Below are 26,993 nucleotides of genomic sequence, written 5' to 3' on the forward strand. Positions count from 1 at the left end.
ATTTCGCGCCATCTGTACTGGCTGCTACTTATTTATCAGGTGAAACCAATGACTCGTTACCAACAACTGGCCGATATTTTGAGCCAACGGATTAAAGAAGGGCTCTATGTCGCCGGTGAGCGACTCCCCTCGGTCAGAATCTTGAGTGACGAGCATGGGGTGAGTATTAGCACCGTACAGCAGGCGTATCGGCAACTGGAAGAGTGTTTGCTGATTGAGGCGCGAACGAAGTCGGGTTATTTCGTGCGTTGCAGTTCAAATCTCCCTTCATTACCCGCGGTATGCACTCATGCACAGCGGCCAGTAGAAATATCGCAGTGGGGAAATCTGTTGGCGTTTCTCACCACTGGCGATCCAGAGAGCATTATCCATCTGGGGGCTGGCTCGCCAGATCTTTCTGGCCCTGGGCTTAAAATCCTCAGCCGCTTATTGAGCCGTGTTAGCCTCCATCAGAGTGAAGAAGTGCTGGATTACGATAATATTTATGGCACTCAGATTCTACGTGAGCAAATTGCACGTGTGATGCTGGACAGCGGCAATCATCAATCGGCTGAAAATATCATTATTACCTCGGGGTGCCACGGTGCGCTGGCCATTGCGTTAGGCGCGGTTTGCCAGCCCGGTGACATTGTGGCGGTAGATTCCCCTAGCTTTCATGGTGCCATGCAAACCTTGAAAGGGATGGGCATGAAAGTGATTGAAATCCCAACAGATCCGGTAGTCGGGATCAGTCTGGAGGCCCTGGAAATGGCTTTGGATCAATGGCCGATTAAGGCTATTCAGCTCACCCCGACTTGCAATAATCCACTGGGCTACAATATGCCCGATGAGCGCAAAAAAGCATTATTGATACTGGCCCAGCGCTATGACGTCGCGATTATTGAAGATGATGTGTATGGCGCACTGGCTTATCAATATCCACGGCCACCGACTATTGCTTCATTCGATGATGACGGGCGAGTATTGCTGTGCAGTTCCTTCTCAAAAACAGTGGCGCCGGGTTTGCGTATTGGCTGGATTGCTCCGGGCCGCTATTTAGATAAAGCGCTGCACATGAAATATATTTCCGCCGGACGGGTTGCCACATTACCGCAGTTGGCAATGGCTGAATTTATCAAACAAGGCCATTACATGCAGCATTTGCGCCGGATGCGCCGCCAATATCAACGTAATCGCGACATTATGACCAGTTGGGTGATGAAATATTTTCCGCCGAATACTTGTTTGAGCCGACCGCAAGGCAGCTTTATGTTGTGGGTTGAATTGCCGCATGGGTTTGATAGCTTGCGGCTTAATCGCTGCTTATTACCGCAAGGTGTGCAGGTTGCCGTCGGATTTATCAGTTCAGCCTCGGGGAAATACCGCAATTGTTTACGGCTGAGTTACAGCAAACCGATGACGGTAGAAATTGAACGCGCAGTGCAAAAAGTCGGCACGGCGATTTATGAACTACTGGCGGAGGAAGAGCCTAAGGTAGCTGAAAAGCAAAACCAGCCTTAGGCTGGCTATTACTGACGCAAATAAATCTGTGGCAGGGCGCTTTCCGGATGGCGTGAAATCCCCAAATCGGCTTGATACCAGCGGGTCAGCGTTTCGGCATTGAGGACTTCCTCTGGCGTGCCACTGGCAACAAGTTCGCCCTGCGCTAACAATAAAATACGATCGGCATAGAGTGCGGCCAGATTCAAATCATGCAGCACACAGCACACCGCCAAAGGTTCTTGGTGGGTGAGTTGGCGCAATAGGCGCAGGGTATGTTGTTGATGATACAGATCTAATGCGGAGGTGGGTTCGTCGAGGAACAACCAACGCGGGGCCGGTTCCGGTTGCCACAATTGCGCCAATACACGAGCAAGTTGTACCCGCTGTTGCTCACCACCGGACAGGGCACGGTAATCCCGCTGCGCCAGTGCCAGACAGTCTGTTTGTGCCATCACTTCTTGCAGCGCCTGGCGATGGTGTGCCGCCCCATAAGGTGCGCGGCCCATTTGAATGACTTCACTGACACTGAATGGAAAAGCCAAATCACTGTATTGGCGCATTACCGCTCGGGCGCGGGCCAATGCTTGGGGCTGCCAGCTATTGAGGTTTTTTCCCAGCAATTGGCACTGGCCCTCAGATGGCGCAAGGTAGCCGGTTAATAAGCGCAGCAGGGTAGATTTCCCCGCACCGTTTGGCCCGATAATCGCCACCATTTCACCGCTGGCAATATGTAGCGAAACATTATTAATCAGTTTTTGTCCCTGAACATGGTAAGAAAGCTGATTTGCTTCTAATAGCGCCGTATTAACCATCGCCATATCAACCAATGCGTTGCTCCCGCTGACGTAAAATCAGCCACAGAAAATAAGGGCCACCCAGTAGGCTGGTTATCAACCCGACCGGCATTTCAGCCGGTGCGACCAAAGTACGGGCCAGTGTATCGGCGGTGAGTAACAGGCAAGCCCCACCCAGTGCGGCTCCGGGAAGTAACCAGCGGTGATCTGCCCCGATGCGCATGCGGATAAGATGCGGCACCACCAACCCGATAAAGCCAATAACCCCACTGACGGCAACGGCGGCACCGATCAAAATGGCACTGAGTAACAACAGGCGCAGTTTGGCTTGTCGCACATTGACACCGAGGTAGTGCGCTTCTTCATCCCCTAGCTGCAACAGGTTCAACTGACGCGCCTGCAATAAACCCAGCACACAGGCGGGCAGAATCAATGATGTGGCCACCATCAATGTCGACCACTGCGCCTGACCCAAACTGCCCATGCTCCAAAGGGAAAACTGGCGTAATTGTTGGTCATCACTGATATAAGTCAGCACCCCGACCGCTGCACCACACAGCGCATTGATCGCGATACCGGCCAGTAGCAAACGCGATAAGTTGCCATGCCCCCAGCGGCTGAGAGTGAAAATAATGGCAGAAATGGCCAGACTGCCAATAAACGCGCCGACCATATGACTGTAAAGTGCTAATAGTGGCGGCAGGCTGAAAGGCATAACAATAATTAGCCCGACACACAGGGCCGCGCCGCTGCTGATACCTAATAGACCGGGGTCTGCCAGTGGATTGCGGAATAACCCTTGCATGATAGCGCCAGAAACCGCCAACGCGCAGCCGACCACCACCGCCAACAGTACACGGGGTAGGCGGATATTCAGCCAGATATGCCACATGGCATCATCTAGCGAGGCGTGCCACAGAGTGCGAAATGAGAGCGTTAATGCCCCCATATTGGCCGAGCCGAGCGCTAAAATAATTAGAATCATCAGCAAGATGCTTAACATCAGGCGCGGATGGATACGGCAATTCATTGCGCTTGTTCCATGCCTTTACGCAGTTGCGCCAGCACTTGTGGGGTTTCCAGTCCAAAGCCCAGTAATGCCATATCATCGACAACTAACAGGCGCTTATTTTTGCCCGCAGGTGTCAAGGCGATACCGGGCAGTTTCCAGATGTTTTCATTGCCGCCCAGCGCCCTTACGCCGTCACTGGTGACCAGCAATAAATCTGGAGCACTGGCGATAACGCCCTCTTGTGACAGCGGGCGATAGCGGCTGAAACCTTGCATAGCATTGTTACCACCGGCGGCTCGGATCATAGCATCCGCAGCAGTATTTTGGCCTGCTGCCATGGGCGTTAAGCCGCCATGGCTCATAATAAACAGTACCTTGACCGGTAGCGGCGTATTGCTCACGGCGGCCAAACGTTGCTGATAGTCTTTAATCAGTTTTTGCCCTTGTTCCGGCTGATGAAGCGCCGTGGCAACCGCGCTAATCTTTGCCGCGACACTTTCCGGCGTAATTTGGCCGGGGACGGTGACGACGTTAACACCACTCTCCGCGACCTGCTTCAGTGCCAGTGAGGGCTGCGCCAATTCGCTGACCAATAACATGGTCGGCTTCATCGCCAAAATTCCTTCGGCATTAAGCATGCGCATGTAACCGACATCAGGCAGCTTTTGCACTGCCTGAGGCTGTAGACTGGTACTGTCACGGGCCACTATCTCGCCACCCGCACCCAGTGCGTAGGCGATTTCTGTGACATCGCCGCCAATGGTGACGATACGTTCTGCAGCGAAAGATTTTAACGGCAGAAAACAGGCGCTCAGTGACAGAATGAAAGGGAGTGACAGTAGCCTTAGTCTCATGCGGCAATATCCTTATGATTTAGGCGAGAGATCTGCTCACGCCATTGGGTTTGTTCTGGTTGCCCTTCAGTACGCTGGCCGTAAAGCTGTGCAAGTTGGGTGCCATCTGCAGCAAATAGTTCCAAACTGGTGACAAAACCGTCTTTTGTTGGTTTGCGGGTAATCCAGCTTTCAGCAATGGTGTCTTCAATCAGATGCAGTGTGAAGCGCTTGTTGAAAACATTAATCCAATTTTGATGCGGAGTGACTTTCTCAATCATACCGGTGAAAATTTGTACACAACCACGATTACCCACGAAAATCATAATTTCGTTTTGTTCTTGTTGAGCAGTATTCAAAAGTTGTGTTAGTGAGCTGTTATCAACCCGATAAGCCAAGTCATCACCCACGGCGCGGAATGCTTGCTGGCGGGTCAGGTTATTGCGCTTGAGCAGTTGGAAAAACTGATGCACGTCAGTCATCGCGCGCCATTCGGCATCGACAGTCTCATCAGTGGCGGTGGGTTCAGTCACTTCAGGTGTGCTCAATGGCTCTAGCTGCAACTCTGGGTTTTCTGTGGTGATAAACTTCGCCAGTAGCGCTTCCCAAGCAGGAATGTCAGTCTGTTCAGTGACATACACTTTATGCAGAGCATCGCCTTGATGGTCAAAGAACTGAATACTGTGGCGCACACCATGACGAGTTTCTTCTGTCAGTGTGAATACACTAGCCCATTGATTGAGGAACAGACGCAAATCTAAATCACGCGGATTGAGGATCAAACCGGCGTGACCATTCAGATGTTGGTTTTCGTAACGGCCCATTTGTTCATGCACGGCATAGGTATTGCGGGTGATAGCTTTGACTTCACCTACCGCCTCCAATGCAGCCAGCAGCGTGCGAGCATCTGCTTTCAGCCGTTTGGCATCATGGCCGACACGGCTGTGGGTCAGTTCTGCTTCTGAAATATTCATTAGAGTGGCGAGATCGCGCGCATATTTGCCAAGATTATCGACTTTAGCCTGTAGATATTGCTCATATATTGAATTGCTCATAATGATTTCCTCATTCATTTTTTATATGCAGGTAATAGGTAGGAATGATAAACCGGTAATTCGCTAATTGAATTACCGGAAGTGTTATTTCAGACTAACTTTTTCAATCAATTACCACTGGTAGCTCACGAAGAACTTCGCGTTACGACCATCCTGCGGCACGCCTTGCGGTGCGTAATATTCTTTTTCAAATGCGTTACCCAGCACCACCGTGGTGGTCACGCCTTTAAATTGTTCCTGACCTTTATAGCTGACATAGAAATCATTAACGCCATAGCCGGGCTGGCGTTTGCCGGTGCTTAATGGCTGAGAGCGGTCAGCAAAGGTGGCAATCCAACCTACAGCAAAACCACTGTTAGCCACGGGAACATCTAGGGTGCTGGTGACCGTATCCGGGTTAATGGATTCGAGCCATTTATCGGTATTCTGGTTTTTACCTCGGGTGCGGTTATAGGCCAGATCCCAGTTAAACAAAGCGGTTTTGTAACTCATGGTGGCATCCCAGCCCCAGATTTTTGCTCTGTCGATATTGGCCGACGTGGTGGTCATGGCGGCCATATCCACCTTAGTATCGATGTAATCTTTCGCGTCGGTGTCGAAGTAACTGGCTTTGAATTGCAGGTCATCTTCGGCCATCAACAGGTCGCTAAAGCGCAGACCAAAACCATATTCTTGAGTTTCGTTGGTTTCTGGTTTCAGATTAGGGTTCGGTACCCAGAAGTTAGTGATGTATCTTCCGCCACCGATAGGAATGGAGAAGTGTTTCGAATCGTTGTACATCTCGCCCATAGTTGGAGCGCGGAAAGCCTGAGCATAGGAACCGAACAGCATCAGCCAGTCAGTTGGTGTCACGGTGAGCGCGCCGCGTGATGACCATTTATCGGCATCGACATCGGCGTAGCCTTCACTGCTACCGCGATAGTTGTCATAGCGGGTACCGGCCAAAATGGATACTGGCAGGTCACGCAGGGTGATTTCATCTTGCAGCCAGCCGGAGCCAAAGCGAATATCGGCTTGTGGGAAGCTTTCAGTCGCGCCACCCGGCGTTTGTTCTTGTTTGTAAGCTTCAGTGCCGTAAGTCAGCAAGTGTGAGGCGAAGCTATCGGTGAACAGGCGGGTGCGGTTTTCCAGCTTGCCACCTTCGGTGGTTTGTTTGCGCCCCTCTTCTGGCGTGCCCTGTGGCCGCGCATTGATTTCCACTTCGGAGTAGTAAACCTGCGCCGTGGCATTCAGCCATTCTTGATCAAGGGGCTTAATGTTGTATTTAAGCTGAGCATCTTTTTGAATTGTCGAGCGATTTGTCATGACGTTAGAGCTGGACGCCGCGCTGGTTTGCGGGTTTTTTGGCTCTATTGCATTGTTGTTGTAATAGCGCAGATTGGTACTCAATGACTGAGTCTGGTCAATGCGCCAGGTGCCTTTTGCCAGCACATTACTGATGGTTTCATCATTCGGTGCATTAAAACCATCACTCTGACGAATGTTGCCGATATCGCGAGTACCAAAGGAGAGAATACCATCGACATCATCGGTGCGACCATAGGCACTGGCACCCAGCCCGAAGCTGTGATCGCCAGTGGCGGCAGAGCTGTAAACTCGATAACCGGTATTTTGGCCCGTCTGCAAGAGATCTGCGGCATCGACAGTTTCATAAGAGATTACCCCGCCCAGTGCGCCGCTGCCATACAGCAAGGCGGATGGGCCACGCACCACTTCAATACGTTTTACCAGCGCCGGATCGAGGAAAGTGGAGTTCAGGTGGCCGGTATCAGTCCCTTGGCGAATACCATCAACCAAGGTAAGGACGCCTTGTTTGCCGTAGCCACGTAGTGTGACGTCTTGCCCGTTAACACGCCCGCTCCCCGTGACGGTCAGCCCCGGAATATTGCGCAGCATGTCTGCGGCGGAGGTGGCGGTTTCACTGGTTGGCGTGTTGGCTTCAATCACCGTCACCATCATCGGCGCTTCAAAACTGCTGCGCTCGTTACCGGTCGCGGTAACGACCATGGGATCGGCGGCATGTCTTTTGCTGTTGGTTTGAGTGGATGTAGGATCAGCAGCTTGAGCAGCAAAAGGCAGTGTGCAAGCGATTGCCAAACTGAGTGGGGACCAACGGAAACGGTCAGAAGTGAAACGAGGCATGTCGGCAATTCTCCATATTCTCTATGCAAAATAATATGCAAAAACAAATAGATAGCTTGCTGGCTGCCTTGATTAGAAAATCTGGGTGGCTTGCATTAATATCTTCAGCTTTCGGCGTCACAACACCGAGGAGCTTAGGTCTGTCGGTATGTTATTTAGTCAGAATCAGTTTTCCAGCCTTGGTCTGACGTAGCTGATAACATTCACCCTGATGGATAATAAAAGCGACACTGTGTTCTCCCAGCAGTTGCTCGCTGGTGATAGACAGCGGCTTACTGCCCGCGGGATGTATGGTCGTAGGCTCGTCGTTCCTTATAGGGGTTTTGTTCAACTGTTTATCCATATAACCATCATGGCAATGATAACCAATATCAATATGATAAGCATTATCAATCATATTGAATGTTACACCAAGACATATTTATTGTTAATTCATTTTTACTTTGCGAGCTAATCGTGGCCTGGCAGCTAATCAAGGTTCATAGCAGGTTGATTGGATAAGCAATAGTGGAGTCACCAACGACTCCACCACTTATTGATTACTGAAGGTTTTTATCTTTCAGGAATTTGAGACCAGATCGGCGATTTCAACGTTATTCAAATCAGAGAAGGGGAAATAGTTGCTCATCGGCAAGCGGTTTGACGGTTTCCGCCACCCTATGCTGAATGGGGGCGATGACAGTTATAAAATGCTTCCCACCCCAAGCCAGTTGTCAGCGTTACAACACGTTATTAAAAGGGATATCAAATGCAATGTCATAACTGTATTGAAATACTTAAACAATTAAAGCTCACTGCAATGGCATCAAGCTTTGATGAAGTGGTTATTGATAGTAATGTTCAGTCGGTGATTGGGGTAACGTTTGTCTATCAATAGCAGGTGCTTTTCGTCACCGTCATGAGTGACACAATCCCTTTTTCTGACCAGACAGAGACCGGACGTAGTTTGGCGGTGATGAAGCCCATCAAAGAAGTAAGCATGTTAGAGATACTATCTATATGCCAGTTTAGGGTCTGCAGGTACCGGCACCGTGTCCGGAGGATTAAGTGTGCCGTCAGGGGGGAATGTTCAGGCTGGATGGAAGAGGCTGAGTGGTGGTAACTGTGGCCAAGACGACCAGATATCTACCGGAACCCCAGAAAGCAAAAAACCAGCCCTTAGGCTGGTTTCTTTAAATAGTGGTGCCGGACTCGGAATCGCCCTTTGATATTATCTTCATGTAATATAACCATTTTATATAATTCGATTATTTTTGTGCCCACATTTGTACCCTCGCTAACTTTTGTGGCTTTTGCACAGGCTAGTATGGGAGAAAAGTTGTAGTAACCAAACAGCGATATGACTTGATGACAGTAGCATGTTAGGTGCAATACTTACACGCGAGTTGCCAGCATCTCTGGATAGTGCTTCGCCACAATATCATTCATATTATTCACTAAGTCTGATCGTTTAAAGACCAAGTGCGCTGATCCCTTCATGAAATATTTTATCGAAAAGTAATCGTCTTCATAAACTTTCGCTATATGCGGATTGGCACTGATATGCGCATAAAGCCGAGTTGTCACATCGCCACGGTTGTCAGGAATAGGTTTACTATCCAGCAGATAAAGCATTCGTTCCAAATCCGCCAACTGGTCTCGCCGGTAACCGTGGTTCAGGGTAAAGCCCCATTGGTTGCAACTGACTAGGTTGCTAATGATTATTTTTTTGCCAAATTGGCATGGACTGTTGGTTTTATAGTGCCAGGATAATCCTTTGAATAAATTGATAACCCCGCGTTCAAATACCTCGTCCTTCTGCTGGTGGAGTTGCTCAAAGGTACTGAGTATGTTGGCTTCGCTGATGGCAGGAATATTATCTCCCTCAAGGTTTCTGTACCACTGGTCACGAGCCTGAGCATCCATGAGGGAAAGCATGCCCGACTTTTTCATTAAATCCCTCCAGATACCGCGATCGAGATTGCAGGTTATCACTTTCATGGCTGTTTCTGCTTTCTCCATAAACCAGCAGCCAGTACGGAAGTCTTGCCGCATGGCCCAGTCCTTTGCAATTCCACCGCCAATGCTGTTGGTGATGGCTGAAATATCCTCAAGCTGGTGGATAAGCGCTTCAATCTGCACCAGCGCGGTGTTACGCACGGTGATGATACGTTCAATGCTGGTGGAGCAAATCACATCGGTGTGGCCGGTTAGAACCTGTGGCTCGTCGATAACTGTGCTGAGTGAAGTAGACATCGTAAGAACTCCATAAAAGCAAAACGCCAACTCTTGTTGTTGGCGTCGAGGAAGAGGGATGTTTTAGGTGCCAGTGTCTGCCGTTCAAGACAGTTCCTGATACACCGCGATATAGACATAACCGTGACTGCCCAGCGTATCGGCGTCACAGACAAATCCCCCGTGCCGGACCGTAAGGCACTGCTGACGACGAGGGTCAAGCTGACCGGACAGCAACTGCGACTCCAGTTTGGTTATCAGCGCTGGGAATGCCACATCAAGAGCCTGAGCGGCTTGAGGGGAAAAGGTGCCGACAATATTGGCTCTGTCACTCAGAAAGTGCAGGTGTGTTCCCTCCTGTACCAGTCGGGCTCCCAACCGCGGCGTAATATCACGTTTCAGGCCCCATGTTGGGGAAGTCGTAATGTGGTTATTCATGTTAACGGTCTCTGTGGAATAGGATTGAGGGATTCGGTTGGGTACAGCAACGTGGGCGGAAAATGAGCACGCCACAAGCCCGAAGCCTGGCGAGCCCGCACGATATCGCCTTTGCTTAACATCGGGTCTTGCGCCAGTGCGCTGAACCCGTTACGACCAATTCGCACTAATACATATTTATCAACCAATGCATTAATGGTATCGCCCACTGAAATCCCTTGTTCAATCTGTTGTGCAATCGCCTGTTCATCGTGATAGGGCGTATCGTTGAGGCTCAGGCCATAGTGGTGCTCCAGCAGAAAAGCGAGCAGTTGTTGATAAATAACAGGCACGGGCAATGCACCCTGCGCTGTGGGGCGTGGTTTCATGGAGATGTTCTCAATGTGGATAATGCGGGATTAAGTCAGGCGACGAGCGCTGTTACCGCGTCGTTGGGGGTAGTCTTGTATCACCAGTCGAATGTGGCGAAACCGGGCAACACATCGCCCATGGCATCAATATGTAGGTAGGTTAGCCCATGACGTTTCATCAATGAGGTGACCAGACAGCGGCAGGCTTTGGAGAGGCCCAACTGTCTGAGTCGCAATACCGGGTGGTTCCCGGCATTAAGTCGAATCAGATAGCCTGTGCCGGTAAAATGGATCCATTCGCCATCGCCGAATGCCACCTGACAATGGGATATCCGGTACAGCAGCGCATTGTCACCCTCGGTGATATGTGCGGTACTGCATTGCAGACCCCGAAGGGTCAGGATGTGGGTTTGTTGGATAGTCGTTAACATGGCAGCCACCCCAACTCGGCTAACGAAACCGGCTCGCTCTCACCGATAATCAGGTGGTCCAGTACGCGGATGTCGACCATGTTCAGCGCATTAACCAGTCGGGCAGTCAGTGTGCGGTCAGCCTGGCTCGGTGTGGGGTCTCCGGCCGGATGATTGTGGGCGATGACAACGGCAGCGCAGCGGTGGTGCAGTGCCCGAATAACGACTTCGCGGGGGTACACTGTGGTGGCATTAAAGGTGCCGACAGAAACGGTTTCACTGGCCATCAAGCGGTGGCGGTTGTCCAAAAATAGCACCATAAAACACTCCCGCCCTGAGGGCGAAGATGGAGTTGCAGCCAGGCTTTCACTGCCTCGGGTGAGGCCAAGGTGTAGGGCCGGTGTCGGAGTTGGGTTTCCAGTATCGCCAGTGCCTGGCTGATAATCTGTTGCTGGGCAAAAGGCAAGGTGGGGAGTGAAGCCCGCATAGGCTGATGTGGCATGGGGGAACTCCTGTTCATCAGTCAATCAAGTCAAAAATGGCCTGGCTTTCAGGGTGTTGTAAGGCATATTCGCGCAATCGGTAAAAGTGGTCGGTCATGGCCTCACTCTCGGTGTGGCAGGCATGGTGACTGTAAGCCATCAGGCAGGCGATGATACCGGCAGCTTCACGACTGACGGTGGCCCCATTGCCATTGAGTGCGTTAAACAATACATAGTCTTGCTCCGTGCCCGGCACCATAAATGCCCCGCCGTTGGGCAAGGTGTAGAAGTCCCAGAAGTCGCCGTGATAGTCTTCGCATAATAGGTCCAGCCAACGAAAAACCTGTGGTTCAATCAATACCCATTTAGGCACCTGACCAAAGTACTTTGACCAGAAATGGATGCGTTGCGCATCAGAAACCCGGGTGGCGATGAGTTCGTTTGTTTCGGTATTGCGGTGTTGGTTCATGGGGAAAATCCTTGTGTCATCATCGGTTAATAACAAAACAGGCCCCACCGGAAAACCGGAGGAACCTGTTTGTGGGGGGTGATAAAAGTGAGTAAGTGCTTACCGGGGGGAGGCGTTTAGGTACGATTAATTATCAGTCGTGTGCTGGCTGGGGATCGGTGAAAATCAGCTGCAGTTGGGGGCAGGATTGCGCGTAGCCATTGGCATCAAAACAGGCAGGTCAGTCACCGTCTGCGCACATTAACCGGCACCGGCTGACTTCATCGGGGCGGTAACCTCCATAAAACAAAAAACCGCTCTTCAGTGGGAGAGTAGCTCTGTAGTGAGAATGGGTGATGTTGGTTAATTTCCAATAACGGTATAAAAGCAGAATCCCTTGTATTAGGTCTCTGCTTTCTTATTACGGTGTATTTATAAATTTGAGTGCGATGTATTATAGGGAAGACAATCCGTAAGGAGGGAACTATTTAGGAAGGGCGGATTTATGATGGTGATTAATATTAATGTATTAATCACCCTGTATTGATGTATATATCAACAGTACAGACTGATGATAAACGTTAGTCCGCTAAGACTTGCTGTCAGTTATATGGTTGAGGCCGAAGAGGCTCAACTTTCTATCAAAGTAAGGAGTGTCAGAATATAGGTGACCACCCAGACCCAGAAATATACAGGCTTTTGTGTCAGGGCTTGGGCGCGTTTCCAGAGATAGACGGGAACAAACCAGGCGAGTTTCCCGTAGCCTGAGGTATCGATCCCTCCTTTTTTCAGATTACGTTCATCCCAGTAACTGAGCGCAATATTTAAAAGAAGAGTGATATACCAGAATTGGCCACTGAATAAGGTCTCCATAGCCGCATCTTCATCCCCCGTCGTCGCTCCTGCAATGAAAGCCTCCAACATAAAGCCTATCAGGGGAGCAAAGGCCAATATCCAGATGACAGTATTACTGACGTTGTGGCTCGGCAGCGCGGGGGGCGTTTTGCGCTGGCTCAGTGAGGCGGATAATACGGTGGTACTTAAGGGGATCCATTCATCCCACCCTTGCTGCCAGACTAATGTTGTCGCAACCAGCGTGCCATGGGCGATCAGTACGGCCATATCCGTTTCCATTATCGGACCATGGCGCTGCCCATTCTTTTCATAGAACCATTCTTTCATTTTTTATCCTTAATCAGTGAGGTAACAACAACACTCTGCCCGGCAAGGCTGAATAGCGTTACCGTATCAAAGTAAGGTTTTTTATTGCGTCATTTATTGCCTGATGTTGATATCTAGATATCAGTCATGTTCGAGGGGGACTCTATCGGCAGTATTACCGAAAACGTCGCCCATCAACGGCACTATTTTGGTTACGTAATACATTATTTATCTTGGGTTCAATTAATCGATCTCTACATAATACAGACGGCATATTTAATATAAACGCGCCTAAGAACAGGCGTGTTATTTCAATACCCAAGACATACACAATAACGCGCCGATCATTAATCTCATCCACTACGGCTCAACCAGCCAAAACAGTTTGGTACCCATAGAATTTGAGACTCCGCATCCCGGAGTGCATCTTATGAATAACATCACCTGGCTAGAATTGTGACTGATCGCTCCCCAATATGCCGTATTCCCCCGTCATTGCTCTCCGGTTGGTCATCGCCAAAAATTAGCCTCTGATGAGCGACAGGAAATAATAAAATAGCCAAAAACCCCTTTTTCATTTATTCGAGCCTTCAACCAGAAAGTCTGTAATGCATTATTTTTTGCTGAAGTATTCAGCCTGACGATGGATATAAACAAAGTGTATCGGCAGGGTTGCATAAAAGATAATCGATTCTACAGATCAATATCAGCAATATTGATCGGTTAAAACGATCATAATCGGCAAGGTGTCTCCCTGTTACAGAGACTGTTTCATCTGCTCCGCCATGACCCACAGTGCGCGGTTAAGTTTGATGTCACCATCGATACCACTGATGGCGCGGGTTCGGGCACGTTGTCCCCTGGTGCTCTTGCCCTGTAAGCCGCCTTTGGTCAGATTCTCCTGCACACGCTGGAATGTGGTCCAGAGGTCATCTTTTTTATCTTCCCAGCGACGGGGCATCAGGATTTGGGACTCCGTGACCGGATGGTGCTCCTCGCCGTAACGGTAGGTCAGTGCAGCATGGGCCAGTGCATACTGGTGCTCTGCTGACAGCGTTAATGCCTGCATGCTTTCACGACTTTCCTCTATTTTGTCAAATATCCCCAGTACGTCGTAGGCCCCTTCAATCACCTTTTCCACCACATCCCCTTTATGCGGTACGCGAATTTCGCCAAAACTCTGACCACAAACCAGACCGTTACTGCAAATTTCACGGAACATACCCGGCAGCATTTGATAGCTGCTGGAGCCATCGTGGCTGTTGAGCAGAACAATCTCTTGCACTTCTCTTTGGGTGATTTGCTCCGTTCGACGTAACCGTACCATATGCTTGGTATGCTCACGTTTATCCAGGTCGCGTACTCGAGTCTGGCAGGCAAAGAACGGCACAAATCCTTCTTCGCGCAATTTATCCAACAAGGTAATAGTGGGAATATAGGTATAGCGGGAACTGCGGGAGGCATGCTTGTCTTCGCCAAACACGCTGGGCACATAGTAGGCCAGTTCATCATGGGTCAGGGGGCGGTCGCGGCGAACAGAGTTCACCCGGCCAAAGCGGGACGCTAATCGTGTCATGATAATTTCCTTAATCAAATGGGTATAAAAAGCCACTTCATAGCGAAGTGGCTAAAATGTGATGAAGTGGATTCAGGTATGCAGGCTTTAAAATGGAGGTGTGTATAGGTCGTGCTGGGCCAAAGAGCATGCTTGGAGATATAAAATCAAAAGAAGAAAGACCAGAGTGACGATGCCATTGAAACAATGGCATCCCTTGCTGCCTTAACCGCTTTTATCACCAATTTTGGCAAGGTTATCTGTTCCACCGCCCGGTCAAAGGCGTGCTCCATCGTTTCACTAAAATCCTGTCGGGCCTTTTTTTCAATCGATTCAGATTTAAATGCAGGTCTGATTTGTGTGGTAAAACAGCTGGTGGCGGTGCGGGGTAAAGCATAGATAATATTTTCTATCATTGCTGAAAGGTTATAACCATAAACGGCTGATACTGCCTTAATAGCATGGCGTGGATATCCCATAGCGCCTTCAACCGCGCGTATTTTTAGCGCAATAGTATTTTTCTGTTCTGAGGACGGACAATTTTGAATACTGTCCCATTCTCTGCAGGGCTCAATTTTATCAACCTGATTCAAGACAAAAACAACGTTGTCTTGATATTCCGGGGCTGCGCATATGACATTCTGGTAAAAATGTTGATCGACAGAAAGCGCGCGGTCATCCGCTTTTATCACCCATATAATCAGATCTAGCTTGGGTAACCACTGTTCATAGAGGTCTTGATATTCTTTATCTCTGTCACTGCTCTCACCGACTCCAGGTAAGTCAATAATGGTCATCTGCCGGGAGCCGATACTGAGCCGGAAGGATTTTGCCTTCCGCGTGCAGGCATGCACATTGCTGGTGGGTGAGAGTGGTTGAGAGAATATTGCATTACAGAGACTCGACTTCCCTGCACCGGTTTTACCCATGATACCGATGACGGGCTCATAATTGATAATACCCTCAAGATGCTGAATAATTGTCTGTGCGATATCTGATGGCAGAATACTCAGGGGCGAGTAGAGTTTATTTAATACGTTTTTCTTTGTCATTATTTACCTTCATAAACATTTTTATGTGTAAAGGCGTAGTTCTACAATACGCCTTTGTTTGTTCATGTTGGTAATATAGACGTGAGATTTATTTGACCAGGGATTTAGATGTGTATTATCAGGTTTTATGTTTCTCAATTTTGCTAGCGTTATATTTCATCTTGTATTCTTGCTCCAGTAAGTCATTAATGAATACATCTAGTGTTTTACCACTGTCTTTCAACATGGTTTTTAGTCGTAAATCGGTTTCTTTTTTAAGGTAAAAATGTTTATTTACATTATTCTGTCCTTTCTTTTGGCGGTGACGGCGTTGCGAAAGCAATGCATTTATCTTTCTTTCCAGATTCTCTTTTTTATCTGGAGTGTTACAAATACAGTCAAAATATCCAATAATGGCTAAATAACGTTCCCCCTGATTAATCGGAATGAAGAGTTTATTGATACCATATTTTTCTTTACTGAGGTAATTCCAAATGTGAGTGCATTCCTCCTCACTCTTTTCATCTAGTAAAGATAGCGGTTTTTTCTGTTTAAATATATCGCCCCAATCATTTTTATAGCTATCCATGTAATTCTTTTTTCCATGTTCAGAAAGATTCAATCTATCGAAGTAATCAATTATTTTATTAAATCTTGAATTTTCATCCGGGTATGTATACAGGACTTTATTTTCTCTATACGGACTGAGACATTTATACCACATCCATAAACAAATACGCCTATCATTTTTTATCCAATCGAATTCACTTAATGGGAGAATATACTTTTTACATTCACAAAGCATTTCAGTAACGAAGAGATTCATTTTAAAAATATTGCAATTATAATGCCTCCTAATTTCTGTATTTACATAAATACATATTCTTTCTGGATTGTCATTTTTTTTCATATAACGACGTAAAATTATTTTACTTTCAATTAGGTATGCAATATAGAAATAACATTCTCGTAATTCAGATGAGTTAACTCCCTTGAACTTATCACTTTCATTGCCCATTTATTATATCCCTCATTCACATTGACGGTAATTACGCCGTAATTTTACCGTAAAATTGTAGGTTTTTTCTGTGCATATTGTCATGTTTTAAACATAAAATTCTCGTCATTTAGACGTAATGATGACCGACATACCGTGTATGTAACAGCCCGCATAAGCGACACACCTACGGAATAATACATGTGACTTATGCAAAAAAATGGATGATATGAAGTAGAACTGGATAACAATGTGTAAAAGAAATAAGGTTATTACTGATATTTTATAAAGAAGTCATCTAATTAAACCACTCCTCGTCAGAACATACAGTACCCACTTACCTGCATCATAGTCAGAGGGAGACGTTTATTCTCGCAGACTTATCCACTCAACTCCCATGTCATATCCATATTACAACAATTAAATGCCTCCCTTTTAATAAATACACTCAATCCTCTTATTATGAATTTCAATCTTACACTGGGATAAAAATGAAACGTAGCTCTGTAGTTAATCCTTTTTACGACATGGATGTGACCTTGCAGCGTAATATTAACAATCACCTTGATCAGCTTTTTAAAAATCATTCTAAGATTCTCATGCTTAGAGTGGATTTTGCCTACCGAAAAGATTCACATGAATTTAGTTGCCAAGATATACATGGCATCACCGCGGATATGGTTCAGTTACTCATTGAGATTAAAAACATAAAGGGTTTATCCGGTTACATCTGGGTTCTGGAACAAACCCAGACACATGGACTTCATATTCACGCTGCATTTTACCTTAACGGACAAATCAGAAGTAAAGTGTGGCCAACGTTCGCGGATATCAGCAATCGCTGGGAAGTAATAACTAGGGGGGAGGGGTACGCTCATCGATGTGAACCTAAAGAACATTATTTTATTAGAGGGGAGCAGATAATTGATTACAGAAATCACAAAGGTATTGCTGGTATGAAATATATTTTGAGTTATCTGGCGAAACAGAACCAAAAGGAAAATGGGAGAGTCTATGGGGTAAGCTCTCTACCAGAGAGAAGTGTGAGAGGAAGGCGGCGCCATTATTAATATCGGTGTGCTCTACACCTTAATTTTCGTTTGTAGATTACAATGATGTTCATTGTGGTATTTTATTTTACGACATCCCCAAACCTTATGACCGGAACCACGTCACTTCCGATGGGTTCCTTTACATAAGGTATTTTATAATGGATACATACTCATCTACATTACTGAATGACCAAATGGTCGATATGGTCTTTATCACTGAATTCACAGGCCTTACCGATAAATGGTTTTATAAACTGATAAAGGACGGGTTATTTCCAAAGCCGATTAAACTTGGCCGGAGCTCACGATGGTTGAAAAGTGAGGTGGAAGTCTGGCTCTTGAATAAAATAAAGGATTCCCGGAATAGCTAAATAAACGGACCTACTCTTTTCTTTTGTTATTACCTATTCGTTATCTATTCAGCCCTCATCATCTTCTTCCCTTTACTCATACTCGCCTGACTGATCTACTGCGTTAATATCCTCAGTTGTGTGTATGGCTCAAGGTGATAGCGTTATTGAGAGGAAGCCCTGTCCAAAAGGATATTACTGTGTATACCACCACATCGACAAAAGCGCTTAAAAAGGCCTGTCAGGCTGAATTTAATGCCTGTACAGGCTGGGACATGCATACCGGTCAACGACTGAGTGCGCATCGACGCTACCTTCAGATAAGCATGGTTTCCGTGTTGTCTGATGGCGTTGCAATGACTGACCTGATGCTTTTCCCCCGTATTCTCTTGCCAACCCTGACGACTCTCAAATCCCGGTCTTCAGACAGGCATAACCGTCGTGGCCGTACATCAACGAATATTGATGACTATCCCTTACTTAACAGAGCATGTCCGTATTTCAGCTTGTTGATGAATGAATGTGATCGTTTACGTTTTACTCGGTGTCATCGGTACCTTGAGCGTATTGCCAGAGCGGTAACCTGTCATCAATTACGTGAACAACTCGCATTGATGATTTTCTACTCGTTGGCGCAATATGGAACGATATCCACCTGGTTACACCTTTCCTCAAACAGATACTCAGAACTCCATGGCACGATCAATGACTGGTTTTTAACCCATCCAGCCGTCTCAAGGTTGACTGATGAATATCTCTTCTTTGCTTTCTATAACACTTGGACTGACTGTCCGTGACAGGCCAGACCACTGAATGACAGTGCCTTCTTATGTGACCTGTAGAGCCGCATATGCCGTTGTTGCGGTGTATCGATCGGTTAAACAGATCAATAAACGAAAATTGATCTGTATTACCAATTATCTTTCATTCCTCACTGTCGATACACTCGTTCGAAACCTTATTTTGAAAAAATAAGCTGTTTTAATTTATTAATAGTAATTTTAAATCAATATGATAGGTGCATTGCAATGCATCGGTGATGTTTCGTGCCTGGGGTGATATCTGTACCTGGCGCTTAGAACTTGAGGATGAAAGGAGAAGAGGCAGTGCCACTTGCAATGTGTATAACGCTGTCAAGCCTGGTAGGGATATTGGCAGCATATTTTGACCCACGTATTCAGGGATTTTTACATACATCAGGAGCGGTCCTGGCCTTTGTCCTGGTACCCGCGTTAGGTATTTTCATTGGCAATTTATTGCGGCTATGGTTAAGACCTGATGTGGTTTTGGGTACCACGCAACAGGTTATCGGTGCCCGTATTTTTTGGGCGATAGGTCCACAATTTATTGGCTGGATGGTCGGATTTATTGCCGCCTCCAATCTTGCAGGATTACCCGTATGAGAATAAGTACTCTGCTTATTAGTGCCTTGTTGTGCCTGCCCCTCACATCAGCCTATGCCAATAATTACTCTAATAAGGTGTATGCAAAAAATATCGGAATGCAAAACGGGCCAGAACCGATATCAAAAGTGTGTTTCTATGAAACACGTAATAAATACCAGTTTTCGGTATTGCTCAGAAACACAGTAACCTGTCCCCATATTGTGTTTTACAACATGAATACGGGGAATGTCACCACATCGTGATAAGGAAATAAAAATGAAGAAAAAAATAGTAGGGTGTATAGCGATGGTTTTTATGGGTGTAGGTAATACTTATGCGGCCCTCTGTCCAGAGGGCACAGTAGCACAACAGCAGGCTGTGCAGATATTTACCGATTTTAACGGTTCAGCCCCTGACCATATGAGTCCGATGAAAAAGGCAGCAGATATTGCAGACCCGGCTGAGAAAGGAAAAAAATTAAGCGTGGCTGAATTTACTGCTAGCCAGTTGTCAGCACAGAGCAGTGATAACTATCGCATTCGGCTGCTCTATGCAGCAACACCGTATGATTGTTTTTTATCAGGACAAGAGATAATCAATATGGGACAGGGAAAATAATCAATATAATAACTTACAGGCCAACTATCCGTTGGCCACATCGATAAATATTACCTTGATATTAAGGTTTGAGGAGGAATATCTGTAGTGAGTACTTAATCGAAAATGTTACTGGATATGGTCTCTGATTGAAATGAGGCCTCCAGTGCACTACGCAGTGGATGAAACACATCGTCATCATCTGGGAACTCGCCATATTCCTGCTAACACACGGCTAATTTATTGGTGCCCAGATAAATAGGAAGGAAGCGGTTGATATCGATTGCAAAATGGCGTCTAAATCGATCACGGTTTGGCATCCTGCCGATCACTCCGGGAATTAACTCTTTCTTGCACGGTCTCCATTGCTGATTTTTACGCCAATGGAGGCATCGATGCCCAAAAAGAGAAAAGCCAGGAGTCCCATGGAAACCTGTTTTAAGATCCTTCAGTTCAAGTTCGACAAGAAGCTGACCAACCGTTGCATCGGGCTGACGCTGAAAATCAGTTCATTAACTGTCTTTGAGGTTCTATCCCGCTTTAATGCAACGTCACTGCCATGGCCCTTACCTGAAGCGATATCACATGACGCCCTTGAAAAGTTGATATTCCCGGCAAAAAGCACGCTGCTGTCAGGGCGGGTGATGCCGGATCTGCTTCACTTCGACACCGAGATGGGAAAGTCCGGCGTGGCGCGGCAACTGCTGTGGATGGAGTACAAGGTTCAGGCCCGGGAGCTGGCAATGGGGTACTCCCACTTCTGCCGATGCTACGCTAGGGACATAGTAGGCTAACTCATCTTGGGTCAGGGGGCGGTCACGGCGAACCGAGTTCACCTGGCCAAAGCGGGAGGCTAAACGAGTCATAGAGATCCTTTGATAAATAATCTCGGTGGTTTATGACACAAAGATTGATGAGGTATATTAAATAGCACCATTGTTATTTTACTAAAGTAATATAGGTCTTAAAATAAAGTGAATTAACTTTATTTACTAATTTTATCATTTATAGAATAAATATATACATCCTTTTATATTAACTAATATTTAGAAAGTCTATTGTTTCGGCTGAGTCTGTGACTCTCATTACTTAATGTATTCTACTGGTTGTTTGATGTTTAATTAATAATGATTGGATATTACAATAATAATTCCATTTTCCATGAGGATTTAAATGTTGAAACAGCAGTGATATAGACATCTAATTGAATGTATAGTTTGAAAATTATCGTATTTGTAATGTCTTAATTTACTATTTATTGATAACTCTCAATGTTGATTTTGTTTCTAACAAATAAAGCTTTAATGAAAATTCAAATCGATCAACCATTTTAATTCATGAACAAGTTGAGGTTAAAAATGGTTCCATCATCCCCACAGGAAAGTATTAAAAGAGTTTTGGCCGCAGAATATGTAAGAATGTCTACGGAACATCAGAAGTACTCTCTTGATAATCAATCTGAATATATAAGAGAATATTCACTGAGAAATAATATCACGATCATTCATACTTATAATGATGCTGGTAAAAGTGGGCTGAACATCTCAGGAAGACCAGGATTAAAGGCATTACTCGATGATGTTATTAATAAGAAAATAACCATTTCAGCTATTCTTGTTTACGATGTAAGTCGATTTGGACGTTTCCAGGATGCGGATGAAGCTGGGCATTACTCACACTTACTTCGTAAAAATGGCGTGAAAATTATCTATTGTGCAGAGCCATTTTCAGAGGAGCATCCTGAAATGTTTATGCTCGGGTTGTCATTTTCGCGACATGGGGCAGCAAGTTATAGTCGAAACCTTTCTGAAAAAGTATTCCTGGGGCAGGTTAATTTAATTAAAAGAGGCTACCATCAAGGAGGAGTGGCGGGTTATGGGTTACGGCGCTTATTGATTGATGAGCACCATGTACCAAAAGGAATACTTGAATTCGGCCAGAGAAAAAGTATCCAGACTGATCGTATTATTCTCTCTCCAGGACCTTTGGAGGAGATTAACATTGTCAATAAAATATTCGATATGTTTAACCTTGAAGGGAAACCTGAAATTGTTATTGCTACAGAATTAAACCGAACTAACGTTTTTGCTGAAAATGGAAATAAATGGACCCGAGGGAAAATACACCAAATACTCACGAATGAAAAATATATCGGTAACAGTATCTATAACAAAACCTCGTTTAAACTGAAACAGCGACATGTCAATAACCCCGAAGATGAATGGGTAAGGTTCAATGGAGCATATGAACCTATCATCAGTATTGATAAATTTAATCTTGCGCAAGAAATTATAGCATCAAGGATGGTGATTTTTACTGATGATGAATTATTGGAGAAGCTGAGTATTCTTTTGATTAAAAGAGGGCGTTTGTCAGGGATTATAATAGACGAGGAGGAGTTGTTGCCATCAAGTAGTACTTATCGTTCCCGATTTGGTAGCTTGCTACGAGTATATAGCCTTATCGGATACAACCCAAGGCAGGACTATACCTATCTGGAAACCAATAAAGTTCTGAAGGGAGTTCATTCTTCTGTAATCGAGACTATTATTGAAAATATTTATAAATCTAATGGATGGGTTAGTGATTCGCCCACAGAAGGGATTTTAAATATCAATGATGAATTCACTTTATCTGTCAATCTTGCTCGGTGCCAGCGGTTATCAGGGAATAGCTTAAGATGGAAAATCAGGTTTAATCATTTGTCAGTTCCAGATATCAGTATTGCTATTCGTATGGATAGCTTAAATAAGTCCCCTATTGACTATTATATTTTCCCTTCAATTGATGAGGTTTATAACCATTTAAGTTTAAAAGAGAAAAATACATTCGGTCTCGAATTGTATAATTTTAATACACTTAATCCATTTTACCATTTAGTGAGAAGAACAACATTTATAGAGAAAATAAAACGATGACCACTGAAAAAGTAGAAATGATAGACATATGCAAAATCATGGTTAGTAATCCAAGAGACCGGGATGTGTTTACTCATAATGAAATAAAAGAAAACATTAACCAGATTGGCCTTAAACGGCCCATCACGGTGAGAAGGATGGTTCATGATCACTTTGAATATGCACTGATTTGCGGGCAAGGTCGACTGGAAGCGTATGAAGAGTATAAAGAAACCATGATCCCAGCAATAGTTAAAAATGTCGATGAAGAAACAGGACATTTAATGAGTCTGGCTGAAAATATAGCTCGTAGAAAACCGAGAGCAGGAGAGCTTCTTGGCTGTGTAAGACAATTAAAAATGCAGGGTCTGACAGATAAAGAAATCGGGTATCGGCTAGGTTATACAACCAGTTGGGTTCATGGTGTCATGAATCTCATTGAAAGAGGGGAAAAAAAACTGCTCATTGCATTTGAATCAGGTTATATCCCATTATATCTGGCCGTAGAAATATCAAGAGCGGACGATAATGAAACCCAAAAGTCACTTACTGAAGCTCTTCTCAACGGACAGATAAAAGGAAATCAAATAAACCGCATCAAACGTATTCTTGACAGACGAAAAGAAGGAAGCAAAGGTGCTATTAATAATACATATACAAATGGTCGTCCTCAGAAAAAGTTGAGTCCAGAAGAATTATCAAAAATATATCAGAAAAATGTCAATGAACATAAAGATATCCTTGTTAAATCTAACTACGTCAATGAAACCATACTGGCCGTCAAGGAGATATTCAAGCAATTAATAGAAGATGATGACTTCTGTTCAGTATTGCGGAATAACAATATCACCAATATGCCTGAGGCTCTGCTTGATAAAAATTTTAATAAGGATAAAAATTATGATTAAGCAATGTTTTAATCAGCAGTTTCAAACATTTACGATAGCAAGCCTTGTGCATTCTAAGTCACTGCCAATCAATGTGAAATCCAGTATAAAGTATAAGCAAATACTTACGTCAATATCAGAAATTGGTTTAATAGAACCAGTGATTATTTTTATCACAGATGATGACTCTAAGAAGATTTTAGATGGACATCTTCGTATTGAAGCATTGAAAGATCTCGATATTGAGTTTGTTCACTGCCTAATATCACCCGTTGAAGATACCTATTCTTATAACAAAAGAGTTAACCGATTAACCATCATCCAAGAACAAAAAATGCTTCAAAAAGCCATCGATTCAGGCGTATCAATAGAAAAGTTGAGTGCTGTTCTGGGGACATCATCAGTGACGCTCAATTCAAAGTTGAGGATATCTGATGGTATAGCCAAGGAGGTTATGGCACTTTTGGCGGAGAAAAGTGTTTCACAATCGATCTTTAGAATATTGCGAAAACTTAAACCTTACAAACAAATAGAAATGGTGACAACGATGATAAATATCAATAACTTCACCCAAAAATTCGCCTTGTCAATGCTTCATGCTATTGCTCCTGAGCATTTAATCAATAAAAGTAACAAGGAGTCAGATAATAAAGATATTGGAAAAACCCTTGCCAGACTAGAAAAGGAAATGGCAGCAATACAAATTGAAACCCAAAACATCCAAGATGAGTATGCTGAGAATAATCTAAAAATGGTCATTATAAGGTCACATATTATCAAACTACTCAGTAATAATGAAATACTGCACTGGTTGTATGATAACAAAAATGAATATCTTACTATTTTAAAGAAAGTGTCCGGAGTGGATAATTTAAATAATATTACAATGGTGGATTAACGCCATTGTGAACGATGACCTGTCTTTGTTCGGATCCACAGAACAGGTAAGTCCAATAATGTCGGTTCTCTCTCCTTGAAATATAAAAAAACCGTTGTCTCTAGAGAGGCAACGGTGAGAGGGACAATCAACTTAATATCTTGATATATAGAAGGACGTTGAGGTATCTGATTTACAGGCGATCAGCCAGATATGTTAGCGTGTAGCCTGCGTGACGGTCGTAATTTGTTGCATCGACACCACCAAGTACGTTCTCTCGTTTAGGAACCAGAATCATTGCCCATAGATATGTGCCGGTGCTGTCGCCTGGCTATCTCATGGACATACTGAGTACTGGAAGTTTTTTGCAGCAGTACGGCCTGAAAGGATGAGTGAAAACTAATGGCCTACAGGTAAAGAACTAAAAGGCCATCTGATGACACATTAATCAGCAATGCCCTGCTTTTGTTGTTGAATATCTTGTTCAATACCATCTCGTACATCTTGTGGGATTTTCAGTGCGTCACCTAATGCGGCAAGGTAGCTGCGCTCCATAAAATGGTCCACATCAATAACGGCACAACTGAGAAAATAGAGCTCCAGCGCTTCTTCTTCATTTTGTATTTCACGGGCCAGTAATTGAGGATCTAACGGTCTATCAATCGCTTGTTGCACCAGACGTTCGCCCTGTTCACCGATACCCGCTTCCTGCATGTTTTGTTCAATAATGCGTCGCTCTTTGGCATCAATGTGCCCATCACTTTTGGCAGCAAATACCAGTGCCATAACCAATCGCTGCACACGCTGGTCTACAGGTGCTGCTTGCTGACCATACTGTGAAGCATCTGGATGATTCTGACGGATCCTATCTTTATATTTATTCCATAACACGGTACTCAGTACCGCACCGCCACCGGCAAGTAACGCACTGCTACCGTATTTGCTCAACAATTTGCGTGATGATTTACTTCCAACCAGTAAGCCAGCAAGGCCGCCTAAGGCGCCGGGTACTAACATATTACTCAGGCTAGAACCGCCTTCGTTACTCTTTTTCGTTACCTGTCCAAGCATGGATTGTAATTGTTGTATCAAGTTATTCATAATCGCCATCAGATAGAGTGGAATAAATACTTCGAGCATAAAGCAACGAATGTCAAGATGTGTATGGGGAGGTAAAAAACAGGGTTCGATACACCAGCAGCGGCTTGTCAGCCAGTGCTGCAAACTGCTGTAACGCCGAGGTCATGTTTTCCTGCGCAATGCAGTTTATGCCGATGATCAGTACTTGTTGATTGCCGGGCAATCGCATCAGAACCTCCGTCAGGAGGGTACCCCTCCTACGGCCCGGCTTCCAGCATGGCGTGCGTGTCGGCACATCAGGTCATTGTGTGTTCAGGATAATCAGGGTTAATACCGGTTTTTATATCGCTCCTGACTGCGGTAACGATTACGGACTTCTCGCCGCCGCTCTTTTGGTGTTCCCTGTGATTTCAGTAAACACTGTTCACGTCGCCGAACAATCTGTTCCCATTCAGTATCATCAGGGCAGTGATCCATGACAGCAAGCCACTGTGTCGCAGCCCTGCGCCAGAATCCGGCCAGTTCTAAATCGGTCGCATTTTGTATTAACGTTTCAATACTCACTGCACTCTTTAATTCAGCCAACTGGCATCACTCCACGCTGGATTGTGTATCACTTCCCCTAAGTCCTAAAACTTGACAGTAAAAAAACCGATATTGGCTTTTTCTGCAGGAGAACGAAGCTCTTGCACATAAAAACACATCACTTACCTTGTCTGTGGCGAATGATAACTATACTGAGTTGATCAGATTAACTGATCAATATCGACTGATTGATCTGCATAATCGATTTCACAGACTCATTTTATGACCGTATTCTTACGGGGGCTAACACGGGGAAAGGTGAGCCCTGCACAGACAGGGCTATACTCAAACAGGATATTCTGTTTGTACTCATTACATGTTGGCGAATGTATTTCTCAACGTTAATGGGGGCTCATCCGTATCAATTTGCCACTCATCTCTCTTTGTGGATTCACTGTAATACACAATGACGTTGCCCATCGATAAGTCATTTTTACGTTATTAGAGGTTAATTGATTCACGGCAATAATAGATAAGTCTCTTGTTATCCTACCTGGTTCTAAAATACCCCGAATACACATCACATTTCTGGAAAAAATATTTGTAGGCATATTCCTACAATAAGCTCCATAAACTCTCAGTTTAGTTTTTATGATGTTTATTAATCCCTTTGTTCGTAGGGGGTTATCTTTCTGATGCAAGAAATGTCTTATACATCAGTGTTATGTTGCATTTTTTTTGAAATGCAAATATTTACTTTTTGTTACATTTAACTCATTGGTGTTAGATGGCTAACGTTTCTACACTGCGCGCACTGGTATTTAATTGATATGCTAATGCGTGTGAAAAATACCTGCCTGATACTGTTTCATGCCATCCGATGAATGGATAGGGATATCTACTAAAGTGTTTTTTTACTTTAATGCACACCGAGTTAAT

27 protein-coding genes and 3 pseudogenes are annotated in these 26,993 nt (G+C 45.1%); 10 read left to right on the forward strand and 20 right to left on the reverse strand.

Features of this window, described 5'->3' with window-relative positions; translation table 11 throughout:
- Positions 1-48 precede the first annotated feature (48 nt).
- A complete protein-coding gene (locus OVO64_RS18905) occupies positions 49-1,500 on the forward strand; it encodes a PLP-dependent aminotransferase family protein (protein ID WP_267248945.1) in 1,452 nt (483 codons plus the stop codon).
- A gap of 8 nt (positions 1,501-1,508) precedes the next feature.
- On the opposite strand, the gene OVO64_RS18910 is transcribed toward OVO64_RS18905, so the two are convergent.
- The 16 genes and pseudogenes from OVO64_RS18910 to OVO64_RS18990 form a co-directional block, all read right to left on the reverse strand.
- A complete protein-coding gene (locus tag OVO64_RS18910) occupies positions 1,509-2,309 on the reverse strand; it encodes a heme ABC transporter ATP-binding protein (RefSeq protein WP_072089059.1) in 801 nt (266 codons plus the stop codon).
- Positions 2,302-3,306 carry a FecCD family ABC transporter permease gene (locus tag OVO64_RS18915; protein ID WP_038637022.1) on the reverse strand — a complete coding sequence of 335 codons (1,005 nt, stop codon included), beginning with the start codon at positions 3,304-3,306 and terminating at the stop codon, positions 2,302-2,304. Before OVO64_RS18915 ends, OVO64_RS18910 begins: the two co-directional genes overlap by 8 nt.
- Positions 3,303-4,142, reverse strand: coding sequence for a heme/hemin ABC transporter substrate-binding protein (locus OVO64_RS18920; protein WP_038637021.1), 840 nt, complete (start codon positions 4,140-4,142; stop codon positions 3,303-3,305). The genes OVO64_RS18915 and OVO64_RS18920 overlap by 4 nt, the downstream gene beginning before the upstream one ends.
- Positions 4,139-5,176 (reverse strand): hemin-degrading factor, encoded by a 1,038-nt coding sequence (locus OVO64_RS18925; protein WP_038637019.1) that lies wholly within the window; start codon positions 5,174-5,176, stop codon positions 4,139-4,141. Before OVO64_RS18925 ends, OVO64_RS18920 begins: the two co-directional genes overlap by 4 nt.
- A 111-nt stretch (positions 5,177-5,287) precedes the next feature.
- Entirely contained in the window at positions 5,288-7,318 is a 2,031-nt protein-coding gene (locus OVO64_RS18930; protein WP_050291536.1) for a TonB-dependent hemoglobin/transferrin/lactoferrin family receptor, read from the reverse strand.
- A gap of 151 nt (positions 7,319-7,469) precedes the next feature.
- Positions 7,470-7,661 (reverse strand): hemin uptake protein HemP, encoded by a 192-nt coding sequence (gene hemP, locus OVO64_RS18935; protein WP_162472791.1) that lies wholly within the window; start codon positions 7,659-7,661, stop codon positions 7,470-7,472.
- Between the two features lie 1,031 nt (positions 7,662-8,692).
- Complete coding sequence (locus OVO64_RS18945; RefSeq protein WP_050292338.1) at positions 8,693-9,553, reverse strand: DUF4942 domain-containing protein; 861 nt, start codon at positions 9,551-9,553, stop codon at positions 8,693-8,695.
- A gap of 84 nt (positions 9,554-9,637) precedes the next feature.
- Positions 9,638-9,970, reverse strand: coding sequence for a type IV toxin-antitoxin system YeeU family antitoxin (locus tag OVO64_RS18950; protein ID WP_038251171.1), 333 nt, complete (start codon positions 9,968-9,970; stop codon positions 9,638-9,640).
- A complete protein-coding gene (locus tag OVO64_RS18955; protein ID WP_050078949.1) occupies positions 9,967-10,338 on the reverse strand; it encodes a TA system toxin CbtA family protein in 372 nt (123 codons plus the stop codon). Before OVO64_RS18955 ends, OVO64_RS18950 begins: the two co-directional genes overlap by 4 nt.
- An 80-nt stretch (positions 10,339-10,418) precedes the next feature.
- On the reverse strand, positions 10,419-10,751 hold the full coding sequence (locus OVO64_RS18960; protein WP_050078950.1) for a DUF5983 family protein: 333 nt from the start codon (positions 10,749-10,751) through the stop codon (positions 10,419-10,421).
- Positions 10,745-11,217 (reverse strand): annotated as a pseudogene (gene radC, locus OVO64_RS18965) (RadC family protein). Before radC ends, OVO64_RS18960 begins: the two are co-directional and overlap by 7 nt.
- Positions 11,218-11,249: 32 nt before the next feature.
- Positions 11,250-11,681, reverse strand: a complete 432-nt coding sequence (locus OVO64_RS18970; protein ID WP_145509460.1) for an antirestriction protein — start codon at positions 11,679-11,681, stop codon at positions 11,250-11,252.
- Positions 11,682-12,290: 609 nt separating this feature from the next.
- Entirely contained in the window at positions 12,291-12,842 is a 552-nt protein-coding gene (locus OVO64_RS18975) for a DUF4339 domain-containing protein (protein WP_145509459.1), read from the reverse strand.
- A 736-nt stretch (positions 12,843-13,578) separates the two neighbouring features.
- Complete coding sequence (locus OVO64_RS18980) at positions 13,579-14,397, reverse strand: DUF932 domain-containing protein (protein WP_145509458.1); 819 nt, start codon at positions 14,395-14,397, stop codon at positions 13,579-13,581.
- A gap of 146 nt (positions 14,398-14,543) precedes the next feature.
- Complete coding sequence (locus OVO64_RS18985) at positions 14,544-15,428, reverse strand: GTPase family protein (protein WP_099462415.1); 885 nt, start codon at positions 15,426-15,428, stop codon at positions 14,544-14,546.
- Positions 15,429-15,546: 118 nt separating this feature from the next.
- Entirely contained in the window at positions 15,547-16,425 is an 879-nt protein-coding gene (locus OVO64_RS18990; protein ID WP_099462416.1) for a hypothetical protein, read from the reverse strand.
- 470 nt (positions 16,426-16,895) lie between these two features.
- Between OVO64_RS18990 and OVO64_RS18995 the strand changes: the two genes are divergently transcribed.
- The 6 genes and pseudogenes from OVO64_RS18995 to OVO64_RS19020 all read left to right on the forward strand — a co-directional run.
- The gene (locus OVO64_RS18995; protein WP_099462418.1) at positions 16,896-17,474 is read left to right on the forward strand and encodes an inovirus-type Gp2 protein; all 579 of its coding nucleotides are present in this window, start codon (positions 16,896-16,898) and stop codon (positions 17,472-17,474) included.
- Positions 17,475-17,614: 140 nt separating this feature from the next.
- The gene (locus OVO64_RS19000) at positions 17,615-17,827 is read left to right on the forward strand and encodes a helix-turn-helix transcriptional regulator (protein WP_145509643.1); all 213 of its coding nucleotides are present in this window, start codon (positions 17,615-17,617) and stop codon (positions 17,825-17,827) included.
- Positions 17,828-18,006: 179 nt separating this feature from the next.
- Positions 18,007-18,603, forward strand: a complete 597-nt coding sequence (locus OVO64_RS19005; protein WP_207994021.1) for a hypothetical protein — start codon at positions 18,007-18,009, stop codon at positions 18,601-18,603.
- Positions 18,604-18,912: 309 nt separating this feature from the next.
- Entirely contained in the window at positions 18,913-19,209 is a 297-nt protein-coding gene (locus OVO64_RS19010) for a permease (RefSeq protein ID WP_126287036.1), read from the forward strand.
- A gap of 258 nt (positions 19,210-19,467) precedes the next feature.
- Positions 19,468-19,809, forward strand: a complete 342-nt coding sequence (locus OVO64_RS19015) for a hypothetical protein (RefSeq protein ID WP_050292340.1) — start codon at positions 19,468-19,470, stop codon at positions 19,807-19,809.
- Between the two features lie 404 nt (positions 19,810-20,213).
- Positions 20,214-20,567: pseudogene (locus tag OVO64_RS19020) on the forward strand (IS21 family transposase); the annotation flags it as partial.
- Here the strand turns inward: OVO64_RS19020 and OVO64_RS19025 are convergent.
- Positions 20,547-20,654 (reverse strand): annotated as a pseudogene (locus tag OVO64_RS19025) (DUF945 domain-containing protein); the annotation flags it as partial. The pseudogenes OVO64_RS19020 and OVO64_RS19025 overlap by 21 nt on opposite strands.
- A gap of 492 nt (positions 20,655-21,146) precedes the next feature.
- Here OVO64_RS19025 and OVO64_RS19030 point away from each other — a divergent pair.
- From OVO64_RS19030 to OVO64_RS19040, 3 genes are read left to right on the forward strand one after another with little or no spacing between them, the layout of a single operon-like run.
- The gene (locus OVO64_RS19030; protein WP_050093361.1) at positions 21,147-22,706 is read left to right on the forward strand and encodes a recombinase family protein; all 1,560 of its coding nucleotides are present in this window, start codon (positions 21,147-21,149) and stop codon (positions 22,704-22,706) included.
- On the forward strand, positions 22,703-23,593 hold the full coding sequence (locus OVO64_RS19035; RefSeq protein WP_038400984.1) for a ParB/RepB/Spo0J family partition protein: 891 nt from the start codon (positions 22,703-22,705) through the stop codon (positions 23,591-23,593). The genes OVO64_RS19030 and OVO64_RS19035 overlap by 4 nt, the downstream gene beginning before the upstream one ends.
- Positions 23,586-24,470 carry a ParB/RepB/Spo0J family partition protein gene (locus OVO64_RS19040; RefSeq protein ID WP_038400985.1) on the forward strand — a complete coding sequence of 295 codons (885 nt, stop codon included), beginning with the start codon at positions 23,586-23,588 and terminating at the stop codon, positions 24,468-24,470. The genes OVO64_RS19035 and OVO64_RS19040 overlap by 8 nt, the downstream gene beginning before the upstream one ends.
- Before the next feature lie 423 nt (positions 24,471-24,893).
- Here the strand turns inward: OVO64_RS19040 and OVO64_RS19045 are convergent, their stop codons facing one another.
- From OVO64_RS19045 to OVO64_RS19055, 3 genes are all read right to left on the reverse strand, one after another.
- Positions 24,894-25,550 (reverse strand): tellurite resistance TerB family protein, encoded by a 657-nt coding sequence (locus OVO64_RS19045; RefSeq protein WP_145509641.1) that lies wholly within the window; start codon positions 25,548-25,550, stop codon positions 24,894-24,896.
- 52 nt (positions 25,551-25,602) lie between these two features.
- Positions 25,603-25,758, reverse strand: coding sequence for a hypothetical protein (locus OVO64_RS19050; RefSeq protein WP_235896300.1), 156 nt, complete (start codon positions 25,756-25,758; stop codon positions 25,603-25,605).
- Between the two features lie 98 nt (positions 25,759-25,856).
- Positions 25,857-26,114, reverse strand: coding sequence for a PerC family transcriptional regulator (locus OVO64_RS19055; RefSeq protein WP_227507677.1), 258 nt, complete (start codon positions 26,112-26,114; stop codon positions 25,857-25,859).
- Positions 26,115-26,993: the final 879 nt, after the last annotated feature.

Origin of the sequence: Yersinia sp. Marseille-Q5920, from assembly GCF_946902935.1 — a bacterium.
Classification (GTDB): domain Bacteria; phylum Pseudomonadota; class Gammaproteobacteria; order Enterobacterales; family Enterobacteriaceae; genus Yersinia; species Yersinia rochesterensis.